We start from the raw sequence: 14,390 nt of genomic DNA, 5'->3' as shown, positions 1-14,390 counted from the left end.
TCGTACGGGTGATCTGTCGGTACGGGGGGTCACAGGGCGGCCAGCCTCCTGCGCCGGGCCATCAGCATGAAGACCGGGGCGCCCAGCAGCGCGCACATGATGCCCACCTGCACCTCACCGGGCCGGGCGACGAGCCGGCCGACCACGTCGGCCCCCAGCAGCAGCGCCGGCGCGGCGACCGCCGTGTACGGCAGCACCCACCGCTGGTCGCCGCCCACGAGCGCGCGCACGGCGTGCGGCACCGCGAGGCCCACGAACCACAGCGGCCCGGCCGCCGCGGTCGCCGACCCGCACAGCAGCGTCACGGCCACCCCCGCGAGCACCCGCGTCCGGCCGACGGCCACGCCCAGCGCCCGGCCGGCGTCGTCGCCGAGCGCCAGCATGTTGAGCGGCCGCCCCAGGGTCAGCCCGAGGACGACGCCCGCCACCATGAACGGCGCCAGCCGCGTCAGCGTGCCCGCGTCCTGCCCGGCCAGCGACCCGGTCAGCCAGAACCGCATCCGGTCGAACGTCTGGGAGTCGATGCGCAGCAGCGCCGAGCACGCGGCGGTGAGCGCCATGCCCACGGCCACGCCCGCCAGTGCCAGCCGCACCGGGGCCGAACCCGACCGGCCCGCCGAGCCCAGCGCGTAGACGAGCACGGAGGCCACGGCCGCGCCCGCGAACGCGAACCACACGTACACCGCCGGATCCGACACCCCGAGCAGCGCGAGCGCCACGGTCACGCCCAGGGCCGCCCCCTCGTTGATCCCGAGCAGGCCGGGGTCGGCCAGCGGGTTGCGGGTGAGGCTCTGCATGATCGCCCCGGCCAGTCCGAGTGCGGCGCCCACGCCGATGCCCAGCAGCGTGCGGGGAACCCGCAGTTCGCGGATCACGGCGTGGTCGCTGGAGGCGTCCGGCGCGAGGAAGGCGTCGATCACCGTCGGGAGCGGCACGGACCGGGCGCCGAGCGCCACGCTGGCCAGCGCGACGAGCACCAGCACACCGAGCGCGGCGACCAGCCCGCCGGTCAGGAGGACCGCCCGCCGCCGCCCCGCCCTCCGGTCGCCCGCGCCGCCGGCGGAAGAACCCTCGGGCGGCCGCCCCGTCCTGGTCGGCGGCTCGGTCTGCTTGGCCGGGCGCACCCGCCCCCCTCTCGTCGCGGTCAAACTAAGGTAAGGCTAATCTCATAACGATCGACGAAGGCAAGCCTAACCTCAGGAGATGGACATGTCCGAACCGGTACTGGCCCGCAGGGGCTTCCTCGCGGCGGCCGCGGGCCTGGCGGCGTCGCTGACCTTGGCGGCGTGCGGGTCGGGCACCGGGACGGGGAGCACGACGGCGGGCGGATCGCCCGCCCCGAGCGGATCCGCCGGCGGCGGCCCGTGGACGTTCACCGACGACCGTGGCCGCACACTGGAGCGCCCGAGCCGTCCCGCGCGCGTCGTGGCGCAGGTCGGCTCGGCCGCCGCGCTGTGGGACTTCGGGGTGCGGCCGGTGGCGGTGTTCGGCCCGCACAAGCTCAAGGACGGCAGCAAGGACCCGCAGGCGGGCAACGTCGACATCACCAAGGTCACGGGCCTCGGCAACGTGTGGGACGAGTTCAACGTCGAGCAGTACATCGCGCTCCAGCCCGACCTGCTGGTCAGCAACATGTACGTGAAGGACGCCCTCTGGTACGTCCCGGAGAAGTCCAAGGACACCATCGAGCAGGTGGCCCCCACCGCCGGCATCATGCTGACCGGCAAGAGCGCCACCGAGGTGATCGGCCGCTACGAGGCCCTGGCCGCCTCGCTCGGCGCCGGCATGCGGGGGGTGCCCGAGGCCAAGGCCCGGCTGGAGGCCGCCTCGAAGGAACTGGCCGCGTTCAAGGACCTGAAGATCCTCATGGTGTCGGGCGGCGCCGACGCGTTCTGGGTGGTCAACCCGCCGGAGTACCCCGACATCGTCCACCTGACCGCCGCCGGCCTCGACGTCGTCAAGCCGTCCAAGGTGGACGAGGGCGGCTTCTTCCAGACGCTGAGCTGGGAGAACGCCGACACCTACGACGCGGACGTCATCCTGTACGACACCCGCACGCAGGCGCTCAAGCCCGAGGAGATGATGAGGAAGCCGACCTTCGCCAAGCTCCCCGCGGTCAAGGCCGGGCAGCTCTACCCGTGGCGGGCCGAGACGCCGTTCAGCTACCAGGGGTACGCGGCGTTCGTCGAGGGGCTCGTGGCCGACCTCAAGAAGGCCCGTAAGCTCCCCTGACCTCGACGATCTCGCCCAGCGGGAACTCCAGGTAGTCGCCCGCCTCCTCGCACCAGGCGTCGAGCGCGCCGCCCTTGAGCTCGCCGTGGCTGATGGTGGCGGTCAGGCCGCCGGTCAGCGTGATGCCGGCCCGCACGCCCCGGTCGACCACGAAGCCGAGCAGCGACTGCTGCGCGGTGGGCAGCCGGGTGGCCATCCGCCCGATGACGGCCCAGGTGCGGCCGGCCGGCTGGGCGCTCTGGCCGCTGGCGAGCAGGCGGCGGGCGTGCTCGTACGGGTCGGGCGCGGGGTCGGCCACGACGTGCGCGACCCCGTCGGGGCCGGCCAGCGCGGCGGCCCCCGGCGGGACGGGCCGTTCCGGCAGCTCGGCCACCTGGCCGCCGGGCAGCAGGATCAGCTTGCCGCCCGGGGGCGGCTCCTCGGGGCGGACCCGGCGGATGGTGATCTCACCGGTGTCGGCGACGGGCACCGGGGCGTAGCCGTGGTCGCGCAGCGTGGCCAGCGTGCGCTCGGCGTCGGCCGAGCCGACCAGCACCGTGGGGGCCAGCAGCCGCAGCCCGAGCCGGGCCAGCCGCCGGTTGGCGGCGATCTCGGCGAGCAGCGCCGGGTCGGACGCCTGCACCACGCAGCCGACCGTGGTCACCGTCACCTCGCCGTGGCGGCGGGCCACGTCGCGCACGAGGTACTCCAGCGGCTGCGGCACCGTGCCGACCGCGGCCAGCTCCTCCAGCAGCTCGTCGGCGTCGTGGCCGTGGTCGAGCGCGCCGCGCACGCTCGCGGGCGTGAAGCGCCACACCGAGGCCGCCCCGCGCGACTCGCGCTCGGCCACGCGGTCCAGCAGCGCCGCCAGCTCGGCCGCGGGCGGCCCGGTGACCACCGCGGTCAGGTCGGGGCCGAACAGGGCGCTCCTGCGCACGCTGGCCAGCGCCCGCGTGGACGCCTCCACCAGGATCGGGTCGTGCTCGACGAGGGGCACGACCTCGTCGTTCTCGTCGCCCGCCTGCGCGGCCAGACCGGCCAGGGCCCGCCCGAGGTCGGTGAGCGAGTCGTTGGCCAGCAGGCCGAGCAGCCGCGCCTCCTCCAGCGCGGCCGTGGCGCACTCGCCGAGCAGCTCCTGGTCCAGCAGCGGCGCGTGCCAGTGGACGTTGGCCACCAGGCCGGCGCGGTCGGCGAACGCGGTGCCCGACGGCAGGTGCGCCAGCACCGGCAGCACCGCCCGGCGGATGCGGGCCACCGCCGCCCCGGCCCGGTCGTCGCCGAGCACGGTGCCGTAGCGGCCGTCGACGCGGCGCAGCGACGAGCGCTCCATGCGCCACCACGCCGACAGCAGCACCCGCAGCCGCGCCGCGCCCTCGTCGAGCCGCCACCGGTCGAAGCGCTCGGTCGGCACCATGCCGCCCGCCTGCTCGTCCCAGGCCAGCAGCCGGGCCACCGCGCAGATCTCCAGCAGCAGCCGGGTCTCGTCCTCGTCGCAGCCGGTCTCCTTGGCCACGCGGCGCACCTCGCGCACGCCCACGCCGCCGGTCTTGAGCAGCGGCAGCGGCGTCTTGGAGATGTTGTCGAGCAGGGCCGCGCACCGCTCCACCACGTGCGGCGCGGCCAGCGTCATCAGGTGGTCGACCTCTTCGGGGTCGATGGGGATGGTGGCCACCTCGGGCGGCTCGGGCGTGAACGGCGGCCGGTGGCCGGGGCCGCGCACGCACAGCGCCACCTCGCGCGGCATCTCGGCCACGTGCCAGCTCGGCCGGTAGAGCAGGCCGTGGTCGGCGCACCACTTCTCGGGCGTGCCCGGCACGACGAACCGGTGGCCGTCGACGTCGCGGACGGGCCCGTTCCAGGCGAACGCGTCCAGCACCTCGCGCGTGCCCTCGGGGGCGTGGCGCAGGAGCGCCGCCAGGTGCGCCGGGTCGGCGAGCATCTCGCTCACCCGGGCGATCGTGGCGCGCTTGGGGCCGCCCGGGGGCAGGCCGAGCCGGCGGGCCAGGGCGCGCAGCGTGTCGAGGCTGATGGTCCAGGAGTTGAGGTAGTGGTCGAGCGGCTCGCCGAGCCCGAGCGGGGTGGGCCACCAGCGGGAGACGGCCTCGGCCAGGTGGATCACGCCCTCGGCGTCGGGCCAGGCCAGCGCGTGGTCCTGCAGCCGGTCGAGCCAGGGCGTCACCTCGGGCGGCGGCACGCCGAGGAACTCCGCGACCCGCTCGGGCGTGGGGCGACGGACCACGAGGCACGCCTGGGCGAGCTCCAGGCACGGCAGCGGCAGGCCGCGCAGCGCCTCCATGACGGCGAAGCCGTTGCACAGCCGCTGGGCGAGCGTGTCGAGCCGCCGCGGCCAGGGCGCGGCGATGGCGTCGGGCCGGTTCGCGAGAATGCGGCCGAGCCGGTCTTCGTCGAGTGTCCGCAGCCAGCCGAGCAGGTGATCATCCATCGGTCAGCACTCTCAGGGGTCGCGCGCGGGACTCACCGTGAGCCATGAGCATCCACGGTAGTGCAGATCACCCCCGGTCAGGTGAGGACTGCCCAGACGATCTTCCCTTGTGGTGCGAGCGCCGACCAGCCCCAGCGGAGACTGAGGGATTCGACGATGTGCAGCCCCAGCCCGCCGGCGTCGAGGGGCCCGGGATAGCGCAGCTCCGGGACCCCGGAGGCGGGGTCGGTGAAGGCACTGGTGACGAGCGGCCCGCGGCGCACCAGCGACATGTGCACGGGCGGGCGGGTGCCGGGGCCGGAGACGTGCAGGCCGTGGCGGAGCGCGTTGGTCGCCAGCTCGGAGACGACGAGCTCCATGTTCTCTGTGAGTTCTTCCAGCTTCCAGCCGCTCAGCGCGCCCATGGCGAAGGCGCGGGCGGCGTGCACGGAGGACGGGGTGGGGGGAAGGACGAACGTGGCGCTCGCGGAGGGGCCGGAAGTCAGCAGGTCGCGCGCCGCCTCCGGCCACCAGCCGACGGGGGGCCACCAGTCGAACGTGGTCCATTGGCCGGGAGCCAGGGTGGGTTGCACATAGATCATTCTGCGGCACACTCTCGTGCAGGTGCAAGAGCGAATGCACGTGCAGAGGGTGCGTGCAGGCGCTACGGTTTCCCTCAAATGGTCAAATCGGCGGGAAAGGGGATCTTGGCCGCGGTTGATGATCTTTCGACCGTGAAGTGACAGACTAGGTGTCAAGGAAACGACCAAGGAGCAGCGCGTGTCCATTGATCCGCCGGGTTCTGGTTCGACCGTCAGGCGCATCATGCTCGGAGCCAGCCTCCGGCGCCTTCGCGAGGCCAGCGAGCTCACCAGGGACCAGGCCGGATTCCACATCAGGGCGTCCGAGTCCAAGATCAGCCGGATGGAGCTCGGGCGCGTCGGATTCAAGACACGTGACGTCGAGGACCTGCTCACCCTGTACGGCGTCGTCGACGACGCCGAACGCCGTGCACTGCTGGAGATGGTCCGCGAGGCCAACACCCCCGGGTGGTGGCACAAGTACTCCGCCGTGCTGCCCTCGTGGTTCACCACCTATGTCGGGCTGGAGGAGGCCGCCAGCGTGATCCGCACCTATGAGGTGCAGTTCGTGCCCGGCCTGCTGCAGACGGCGGCGTACGCGCGCGCGGTCTTCCAGCTCGGCAATCCCGAGGCGAGCCCCGCGGAGATCGAACGCCGCGTGCATCTGCGCATGCAGCGGCAGGAGCGTTTCACCCAGAAGGACGGGCCGCGCCTGTGGGCCGTCATCGACGAGGCCACGCTCAAGCGGACCATCGGCGGGCGGGAGGTCATGGCCGAACAGCTCCAGCACCTGCTGGAAGTGGCCGCACTGCCCAATATCACCCTTCAGGTGATGCCCTTCAGATACGGTATGCACGCGGCTGAAGGTGGCGCGTTCAGCATCTTGCGGTTTCCCGAGTCCGATTTGTCGGACGTTGTCTATGTCGAGCAGCTCTGGGGTGCCCTATACCTGGACAAACGTGAGGACATCGACCCGTACCTCACGGCCATGGAGCAGTTATGCGTGGAGAGCACCACGCCCGGGGGCACCGTCGAGCTCATCGGCGGTCTTCTCAGAAAGATGTAGATGAAGCAGACCTACAACGGCATGCCCGCGACCGACCTCAAGCAGGTCGCCTGGCGCAAGAGCCGCTACAGCAACTCGCAGGGCAACTGCGTGGAGCTCGCCCAGCTCCCCGACGGCGGCGTCGCGGTGCGCAACTCGCGCTTCCCCGACGGGCCGGCCCTGATCTACACCCGTGACGAGATCCGGGCCCTCGTGCTCGGGGTCAAGGACGGGGAGTTCGACGGCCTCCTCGTCTGACGCCTCCTTCGTCTGACGGGCGCCCGCACGGGCCCCGCCACCGGTGAACCGCACGGCGTAACCGGGTGTTAACCTCCGGCGTGCCCGCTTAACGGCGGCGCGCCGGGGGCGTAACGGCCCCGCCCCGCGCGGGCGGCAGGATGCCGTCCATGCTCGACCAGATGACCCTCTATCCGATCGCCGACGACGTGCTGTTCGCGCCCGGCGGCAAGGTCGTGATCCGCACCTACGGCGTCGCGCCCGCGGAGTCCGGCAGCGTCTCCTACCGCACCTGGGTGACCGGCCTGCGCGACCAGCCCCGCTACTGGCACTGGGGCCACTTCGAGGACGCCGCCTCCGGCCACCGCCAGGTGCTGGCGTGGCTGACCGGCAGGGGGCCGCAGCCCGCCCAGGCGCTCTCCTGACCCTGCCCGCCCCCTGCCCGCGCCCGCCGCTGCCGTGTTACGCTCGCGCCTGTGCCGAGCAATCGCTTGGTCGAATGAGGTTGAGGAGGCGTGGTGCGCCGGGCCATCTACCTGATCGAAGAGGTCGACTTCCGCCCCATGAACTCCCGGCGGCCGCTGGAGTACCTCACCTGGCTGACCCGCTACAAACGCGAGGACGAGACCCTCGACCGCCCCACCCTGACCTCCGGCACGTCCATCAGGTCGCGCGACATCGACCTGGCCGGCGCGTTCTACGCCGTCGGCATCACCGGGCACCCCCAGTTCAAGGCCGTCACGCTCTGGGAGTGCCACGGCGGCTGGGACGGCGGCTGGCGGCAGATGATGAACATCTACCGCGGCGTGGACGACCGCCTCTTCCTGTCGGACATCGACGACCTGCGCTTCTCCGCCTTCTCCCGCCCGCTCGGCGCCGTGCCGGGCACGCCGTCGCTCGCCGACGTCGGCCGCTCCGAGTTCTACCTGTTCGAGAGCGCCCGGGTGCGGCCCGGCGCCGCCCTCGACTACCTGGAGGCCGTGCGCGCCGAGCGGGCGCCGCTGCTGGCCGAGCACGGGCACGAGCTGGTCGGCCTGTACGAGGTGCTGTTCTGCGACACCGAGGTGGTCACGATCTGGGGCGTCTCCCTGGACGACCACCTGCGCACCCAGCGCGCCCGCGACGCCGCGCTCGGCCTCGACGACGAGGCCGAGCCCGACGACCGGCTGCTCGGCTGGGCCAAGCGGGCCCGCGACCACCTCGACGGGCCGTGGCGCGAGACGCTGCTCGCGCCGTTCCCGGGCTGCCGGCTTGCCCCCGCGACGCCTCCCCGGGCGGGATGACGTCGCGTCCCGGCGGGGTCAGGGGCTGACGGGGGCGTTCCAGGCGACGACGACCGGCTCGGCGTGCTCGAAGCCGAGCCGCGAGTAGGTGCCCGTCTCCAGCTTGAACAGCCGGCCGTCCTGCGGCGGCAGCCCCAGCCAGCGGGCCGCGATCACGCGCAGCATGTGGCCGTGGGCCACGAGCGCCACCCGGCCCTCCGCCGCCCTGGCCCGGGCGATCACCCGGTCGGCCCGCGCCCCCACCTGCTCCACCGTCTCGCCGGGGTGCTCCGCGTCACCGGGGATCACGCCGTCACGCCACAGGTACCAGCCGGGCCGGTCCTCACGGATGGCCGGCGTGGTGATGCCCTCGTAGCCGCCGTAGTCCCACTCCCACAGGTCGGGCTCCACCTCGTACGCGCTCAGCCCGGCCAGCTCGGCCGTGCGGCGGGCGCGCTGCGGCGGCGAGACGAGCACGAGGTCGAACGTGCACTCCTTGACCAGCGGGGCCAGCGCCCGCGCCTGCTCCTCCCCGTGGGGCGTCAGCGGCACGTCGGTGCGGCCGGTGTGCCTGCCGGTCCGGCTCCACTCGGTCTCGCCATGCCTGAGCAGCAACATCTCATCCATGCCTCCCATCATCCGGCACGCCCGGCCTCGGCCCCGCTCGAGGGAGCGGCCGGAGGGGACTCAGGCGCCGGCGAGCTCCTCCACCACGGGGGTGAGGAGGCCGAGGTCGCGCTCGTGGTGGACGACGAAGTACGACAGGTCGTGCTCGTCGCGCCAGTGGCGGAGCCGGTCGGCGATGTCGCGCCGCGTGCCGAGCAGCACCTGCGGGGTGTCCTCCAGGCGCGCGCTGGCGGCGGCGCTCCACGCCTCCTCCGCCCGGCGCTCGCCCGCCTGGAGCACGCTCGTCCCGAGCTCCAGGCGCTCGTAGCGCCCGCCCGCGGCCTCGCGCACGGTCCGCAGCTTGTCCAGGTAGGCCGCCAGGCCGCCGTCGCGCTCGTCCGGGCCGGCGCCGTCGCCGCGCACCCGCGTCGTCACGTGGACCACGTCGGCCTCGCGGGCGGCCAGCCGCAGCATCCGGGAGCCGCCCGCGCCGAGCAGCAGCCGCGGGTACGGCCGGCTGACCGGCTTGGGCCGCTGGTCGAGGCCGCGGACGCGGTAGTGGGCGCCCTCGAAGGTGAACGGCCCGTCGCCCCACAGCCCCCTGAGCACGGTCAGCGCCTCGGCCAGCCGCTCCACCCGGACGCCGGGCGGGTCCAGCGGCAGCCCGGCCGAGGCGTAGTCGCCGGCCATCCAGCCGGTGCCGAGCCCCACCTCCAGCCGGCCGTCCGACAGCAGGTCGAGCGTCGCCGTCTCCTTGGCCAGCACGGCCGGGTGCCGGAAGTCGTTGGCCAGGACCAGCGTGCCCACGCGCAGCCGGGTGGTCGCGCAGGCCGCGGCCGTGAGCGCGGCCACGGGCGCGAAGCGCGGCCCGACCAGGTGGTCGGGGACCAGCAGCACGTCGAACCCGGAGCCCTCCAGCCGCCTGGCCTTCTCGGCCCACTGCTTGCCGGACTCCGCCTGCCGGAGCACGGCCCCGAACCTGAACCGCCGCACCGCGCGCCTCCTCGTCTCGGCCGAGCGCCTGGACGAGAGTGTACGCCGCCCACTTACCAAGCGCTTGCTTCAAGTGCGACACTGGCCGCATGGACATCCCGGTGCGGCACGCGACGGACGACGAGGTGCGCTTCTTCCACCGGCACGGCTGGGTCCGGCTCCCCAGGCTGGTGCCGCCCGACACCGTGACGGCCCTGCGCGATCGGGCCCTGGACCACCTGCGGGCCCGCGAGCGCGGGACCGTGACGCTGGTGGACCAGGCGTTCGGCCAGTCGCGCGACGTGGCCGACGGCGACGAGGCGTTCCGCGCGCTCGCCCTCGCCCCCGAGATGGGCCGCAACGCCGTCCGCCTGCTCCACGGCGTGCGCGACGTCCGCGTCCAGGTGACGAACCTGCTGGTCAAGGAGCCGGGCGAGCACGGCGCGACGGAGTTCCACCAGGACTTCCCGTGGATGCCGATGGACCGCTCGGCCATGCTCACCGTCTGGCTCGCCCTGGCCGACGTGCCCGCCGACATGGGCGCGCTGCGCTTCTGCAGCGGCTCCCACCGGTACGGGGTGCTCGGGCGCAGCTTCACCCGCGCCGGCGACGACCAGCTCACCCAGCACCCGTGGCTGAAGGACCTGGAGCTGTCTCCGCCGCTCGACCTCAAGGCGGGCGACGCGACCGTCCACCACGCGCTGACCGTGCACGGGGCGCCCGCCAACCGGCGCGAGAGCGCCCGCCTGTCGTTCACGGTGACGTACTTCGACGCCGACGCCCTCTACACCGGCACGCCGTACCGGCAGACCGACGGGCTCGGCCTGGAGGTCAACCGGCCCTTCGATCACCCGAGGTTCCCGTGCCCGAGACCGTGAGAGGACCGGTCGCCGACCTCGGGGCGACGCTCATGCACGAGCACGTCTTCGGGCTCAGCCCGGAGATCCTGTGGAACTGGCCGGACATCCCCGAGGGCTGGGACCCGGAGATGCGCGCCCGGGAGGCGGCGGCCAAGCTCGACGCGGCCAAGGCCGAGGGCATCGACACGATCGTGGATCTCACCGTCGTCGGGCTCGGCCGCTACCTGCCGGCCGTCCAGCGGGTCGCCGAGCTGACGGACGTGCACATCGTGGCCGCCACCGGCCTGTACACCTACGACGCGCTGCCGCCGTACTTCGGCAACCGCGGGCCCGGGACCCTGTTCGGCGGCCCCGACCGGCTGGCCGAGTTCTTCGTCCGCGACATCACCGAGGGCATCGGCCGGACCGGGGTCAAGGCCGCGATCCTCAAGTGCGCCACCGACCGGCCGGGCATGACCCGGAACTGCGAGCGGGTCTTCCGCGCGGTGGCCGAGGCGCACCTGGAGACGGGCGTGCCCATCACCACCCACTCCCACAGCGCCAGCCGGGGCGGCCTGGAACAGCAGCGGCTGCTCGCCTCCCTCGGCGTGGACCTCGGCCGGGTCGTCATCGGCCACGCGGGCGACTCCACCGACGTGGCCTACCTGGAGGAGCTGGTGGCCAACGGCTCCTACCTCGGCATGGACCGCTTCGGCATCGGCACGATCAGCCCGTTCGAGGACCGGGTCGCGGTCGTGACCGCCATGTGCGAGCGCGGGCACGCCGGCCGCATGGTGCTCGGCCACGACTCGTACTGCTTCAACGACCGCTTCGACGCCGATGTCGTGCGCGAGCGCCACCCCGACTACCACCTGCTGCACGTCTCCCGTGACGTCCTGCCCGAGCTGCGCAAGCGCGGCGTCACCGAGGAGCAGATCCGGCAGATGCTCGTCGACAACCCGCGGAGGATCTTCGGATGATCGAGGACTTCGACGTCGCCTCGGACTGGCACGTCGCGGCGCCGTACGCGTTCCTGGCCCGGCTGCGCCGCGAGCGGCCGGTGTTCGCCAGCGAGCATCTGGGCGCGTACGTGCTCACCCGCCACGCCGACGTGCGCGCCGCGTACGGCGACCCGCGGCGCTTCTCCTCCAAGGGCTCGCTCACGATCTCCCGCAGCCTCACCCGGGAGACGCGCGACAGGCTCGGCGAGCACGGCTCGTTCCTGTCGAGCTTCGTGGCCAACGTGGACCCGCCCGACCACACCCGGCTGCGCCGCTCGGTGTCGCGGGCGTTCACGCCGCGCGCCGTGTCCGCCATGGAGGAGACGTTCCGGCGGCTGAACGAGGACCTGCTCGACCGGATCGAGTCCCAGGGCCGCGCCGACTTCGTGACCGAGATCGGGCACGAGCCGTCGATCAAGCTGACCGCCCGCTTCATCGGCGTGCCCGAGGAGGACGAGGCGTTCGTGCAGGCGCACGTGAAGGACTGGTTCCAGCTCTTCCTGTCGCCGCAGCCGCCGGAACGCCAGCTCGAACTGGCCGACAGCTTCCTGACCTACCTCGCCTACGTGGACCGCCTGGTCGCCGCCCGGGCCGAGCGGCCGCGCGACGACTTCACCTCCCTGATGACCTCGCTCATCGGCACCGAGCTGACCCACCGCGAAGTGGTGGAGCTGATCTCCACGATCCTGCTCGGCGGCAACGACACCGTGCCCAACCAGCTCGGCAACACCGTCCTGCGGCTGCTGCGCGAGAAGGCGTGGCCGGTCGAGCCGGCGCTGCTCCAGAACGCGGCCGAGGAGTGCATGCGCATCGACGGCGCCTCGCTCGGCTCGTTCCGGTACGCCACGACCGACGTCACGCTCCACGGGGTGACGATCCCCGCCGGGTCGCTGGTGCTGCTGTCGACCGACTCGGCCGCCCACGACGAGACCGTCTTCCCGGAGCCGGAGCGGTTCGGGATCGACCGGCCCAACGCCGACGCGCACATGGTGTTCGGGTACGGGATCCACTTCTGCGTCGGGGCCGCCCTCGGGCGGCTGCAACTGCGCACGGCCCTGGAGGTCCTGGGGCGGCGCCTGCCGGGGCTGCGGCTCGCGCCCGGCCAGGAGATCGCCTACCGCCGCTCGATCGTCGGGCGCGGGCTGCCGTCGCTGCTGGTCGAGTGGTGAGCGCCGGCCTGTTCCCGTCCGGCGGCCGGTTCGACGGGCGGGTGGCGCTGGTGACGGGCGCGGGCTCGGGCATCGGGGCGGCCTGCGCCGCGCGGCTGGCCGCCGAGGGGGCGTGCGTGGGCGTCCTGGACGTACGGGCCTCCGGGGCCAGGGCCACGGCCGCCGCCGTCCGCGGCCGGGGCGGCACGGCCACGGCCCTCAGCTGCGACGTCTCGGACGAGAAGCAGGTCGCCGCCGCCGTGGCCGAGCTGCTGAACGCGTACGGGCGGCTGGACGTCGTCCACTCCAACGCGGCGGCGCTCAGCCGCGAGGTGTACGGCCGCGACCACCACCTGGAGACGCTCGACGCCGACGTGTGGGACCGGACCATGGCCGTCAACGTGCGCGGGGCGATGCTCCTGGTCAAGCACGCCGCGCCGCGCATGGCCGACGGTGGCGCCTTCGTCCTCACCTCGTCGGTGTCGGGCCTCACCGGCGACCTGGACCACGCCGCGTACGGGACGTCCAAGGCCGCGCTCACCGGGCTCGTCCGCTACGTGGCCACCACGTACGGCGCGCGCGGCATCCGCTGCAACGCGGTCGCCCCCGCGCTGGTCCTCACGGACGCCGCCCGGCTGGCGCTCGGCCCGGACCGGCTCGCCGACAAGGAGGCCGAGCGGCTGCTGCCGTGGGCGTGCGCGCCGGAGGACGTGGCGGACCTGGTGGCGTTCCTGGCCTCGGACCAGGCGCGGTGCATCACGGGCCAGACGGTCGTGATCGACTGCGGCACGCTGGCGCACCGGCCCGAGCACGCCCTGCACCAGCGGCGCCTCGCCCCGCCGTAGCCCTGGCGCCGGGGGTGGATGCCCGCACCCCTCCTGAGGCCCCGCCCCTCGGGGGACGGCGGGCACCACCCGTGAGGCCGCCGCCCCTCCTCGTGGCGGCACCCGTGAGCAGCCACCCGCTCGTGGCGGCACCCGTGAGGCAGCCCCCGCGCCCTCCCAAAGCGCCCTCATCCCGTAAGGTCATGAAAAATCGGGCTTTGGGAGGGCTGATGGAGCCGGTGGCGGTGGGACTGGTCGGAGCCGGGCCGTGGGCGGAACTCGCGCACGCCCCCATGCTGGCCCGCGGTCCGCACACCCGCCTGGCCGGCGTCTGGGCCCGCCGCCCGGAGGCCGCCGCGCGGCTCGGCGCGCCCGTGTTCGAGCGGGTCGAGGAGCTGTTCGACGCCTGCGAGGCCATCGCGTTCTGCGTGCCGCCCGCCGTACAGGCCGAGCTGGGGGTCAAGGCCGCCAAGGCCGGCAAGGCGCTGCTGCTGGAGAAGCCGCTCGCCGACTCCCTGGAGGCGGCCGAGCGGCTGGCCGCGGCGATCGCCGAGGCCGGCGTGGCCTCCCAGATGATGCTGACCCTGCGCTACGCGGCCCGCACCCGCGAGTTCCTGGCCCGCTGCGCCGAGATCGAGCCGTTCGGCGGGCACGCCGCGAACATCTCCGGCGTCCTGCTCGGCGACCACCCGTTCGCCACCCCGTGGCGGCTGGAGCGCGGCGCGCTGCTCGACGTCGGGCCGCACATGATCGACCTGCTCGACGCGGCGCTCGGCCCCGTCACCGGCGTGCGCGCGCACGGCGACCCGCTCGGCTGGGCCGGCCTGCTGCTGGAGCACGAAGGCGGCGCGGTCAGCGAGACGTCCCTCTGCATGGCCGCGTCCGGGCAGACCCCGCCCACCTCCGTCGCCGTCTACGGCCGCAAGGGCAGCGCCCTCCTCGTGCCCGACGACGGCGACGCCCTGGCCGTCGTCGCCGAGGAGTTCGCCCGCACCGTACGGCAGGGCGGCCACCCCCTCGACGCCGCCCGCGGCCTGCGGCTCCAGCGCGTCATCGCCGAGGCCGAGGCGCAACTGGCCGCCCCTTGACTTCGGGTCGATCCGGAGCATTGATAGCGTTTGTCCGACGCGCAGTGTTGCAGCGAAGTCCGGTGCGAGTCCGGCGCTGTCCCGCAACTGTCATAGCCAGGTCGCCTGCCTCTGCGCTGACGTCATCAACCCTCGTGGAAAAGGGTGATCCGTC

Annotated in this window: 15 protein-coding genes; 10 read left to right on the top strand and 5 right to left on the bottom strand. The window is 73.7% G+C overall.

The genetic code is table 11. The annotated features are described in order from the left end of the window. Positions 1-29: 29 nt before the first annotated feature. Complete coding sequence (locus tag HT134_RS08505) at positions 30-1,148, bottom strand: FecCD family ABC transporter permease (RefSeq protein WP_217707244.1); 1,119 nt, start codon at positions 1,146-1,148, stop codon at positions 30-32. 61 nt (positions 1,149-1,209) lie between these two features. Between HT134_RS08505 and HT134_RS08500 the strand changes: the two genes are divergently transcribed. Next, positions 1,210-2,232: an ABC transporter substrate-binding protein gene (locus HT134_RS08500; RefSeq protein ID WP_175599591.1), complete on the top strand. Its 1,023-nt coding sequence runs from the start codon at positions 1,210-1,212 to the stop codon at positions 2,230-2,232. Here HT134_RS08500 and HT134_RS08495 read toward each other — a convergent pair. Both HT134_RS08495 and HT134_RS08490 read right to left on the bottom strand, forming a co-directional pair. Beyond that, positions 2,207-4,654 (bottom strand): helicase-associated domain-containing protein, encoded by a 2,448-nt coding sequence (locus HT134_RS08495; protein ID WP_175599590.1) that lies wholly within the window; start codon positions 4,652-4,654, stop codon positions 2,207-2,209. The two genes, HT134_RS08500 and HT134_RS08495, sit on opposite strands and share 26 nt — an antisense overlap. 77 nt (positions 4,655-4,731) lie before the next feature. Next, positions 4,732-5,235, bottom strand: a complete 504-nt coding sequence (locus HT134_RS08490) for an ATP-binding protein (protein ID WP_175599589.1) — start codon at positions 5,233-5,235, stop codon at positions 4,732-4,734. 178 nt (positions 5,236-5,413) lie between these two features. Between HT134_RS08490 and HT134_RS08485 the strand changes: the two genes are divergently transcribed. From HT134_RS08485 to HT134_RS08470, 4 genes are all read left to right on the top strand, one after another. Then, positions 5,414-6,280, top strand: a complete 867-nt coding sequence (locus tag HT134_RS08485; RefSeq protein ID WP_512698714.1) for a Sco1979 family transcriptional regulator — start codon at positions 5,414-5,416, stop codon at positions 6,278-6,280. Next, the gene (locus HT134_RS08480) at positions 6,281-6,517 is read left to right on the top strand and encodes a DUF397 domain-containing protein (RefSeq protein WP_113703532.1); all 237 of its coding nucleotides are present in this window, start codon (positions 6,281-6,283) and stop codon (positions 6,515-6,517) included. It begins immediately after the preceding gene. 149 nt (positions 6,518-6,666) lie between these two features. Continuing rightward, on the top strand, positions 6,667-6,921 hold the full coding sequence (locus tag HT134_RS08475) for a hypothetical protein (protein WP_175599588.1): 255 nt from the start codon (positions 6,667-6,669) through the stop codon (positions 6,919-6,921). A gap of 93 nt (positions 6,922-7,014) precedes the next feature. After that, positions 7,015-7,779, top strand: coding sequence for a hypothetical protein (locus HT134_RS08470; protein ID WP_175599587.1), 765 nt, complete (start codon positions 7,015-7,017; stop codon positions 7,777-7,779). A gap of 18 nt (positions 7,780-7,797) precedes the next feature. Here HT134_RS08470 and HT134_RS08465 read toward each other — a convergent pair whose 3' ends face one another. Next, positions 7,798-8,385: a histidine phosphatase family protein gene (locus HT134_RS08465; RefSeq protein ID WP_175599586.1), complete on the bottom strand. Its 588-nt coding sequence runs from the start codon at positions 8,383-8,385 to the stop codon at positions 7,798-7,800. Between the two features lie 60 nt (positions 8,386-8,445). Then, a complete protein-coding gene (locus HT134_RS08460; protein ID WP_175599585.1) occupies positions 8,446-9,357 on the bottom strand; it encodes a TIGR03621 family F420-dependent LLM class oxidoreductase in 912 nt (303 codons plus the stop codon). 89 nt (positions 9,358-9,446) lie between these two features. Between HT134_RS08460 and HT134_RS08455 the strand changes: the two genes are divergently transcribed. The 5 genes from HT134_RS08455 (at position 9,447) to HT134_RS08435 (ending at position 14,236) form a co-directional block, all read left to right on the top strand. Then, positions 9,447-10,214 (top strand): phytanoyl-CoA dioxygenase family protein, encoded by a 768-nt coding sequence (locus HT134_RS08455; RefSeq protein WP_175599584.1) that lies wholly within the window; start codon positions 9,447-9,449, stop codon positions 10,212-10,214. Then, a complete protein-coding gene (locus HT134_RS08450) occupies positions 10,199-11,155 on the top strand; it encodes a phosphotriesterase family protein (protein ID WP_312888039.1) in 957 nt (318 codons plus the stop codon). Before HT134_RS08455 ends, HT134_RS08450 begins: the two co-directional genes overlap by 16 nt. Next, positions 11,152-12,345 carry a cytochrome P450 gene (locus tag HT134_RS08445; RefSeq protein WP_175599583.1) on the top strand — a complete coding sequence of 398 codons (1,194 nt, stop codon included), beginning with the start codon at positions 11,152-11,154 and terminating at the stop codon, positions 12,343-12,345. Before HT134_RS08450 ends, HT134_RS08445 begins: the two co-directional genes overlap by 4 nt. Next, positions 12,342-13,169: an SDR family NAD(P)-dependent oxidoreductase gene (locus HT134_RS08440; protein ID WP_217707242.1), complete on the top strand. Its 828-nt coding sequence runs from the start codon at positions 12,342-12,344 to the stop codon at positions 13,167-13,169. The genes HT134_RS08445 and HT134_RS08440 overlap by 4 nt, the downstream gene beginning before the upstream one ends. Positions 13,170-13,378: 209 nt before the next feature. Beyond that, positions 13,379-14,236 carry a Gfo/Idh/MocA family protein gene (locus tag HT134_RS08435; RefSeq protein ID WP_175599582.1) on the top strand — a complete coding sequence of 286 codons (858 nt, stop codon included), beginning with the start codon at positions 13,379-13,381 and terminating at the stop codon, positions 14,234-14,236. Positions 14,237-14,390: the final 154 nt, after the last annotated feature.

The organism is Nonomuraea rhodomycinica, from assembly GCF_013363995.1.
Lineage (GTDB): Bacteria > Actinomycetota > Actinomycetes > Streptosporangiales > Streptosporangiaceae > Nonomuraea > Nonomuraea rhodomycinica.
Note: the sequence above shows the minus strand (reverse complement) of the source record. Positions and strands in the feature narration are given on the sequence as shown.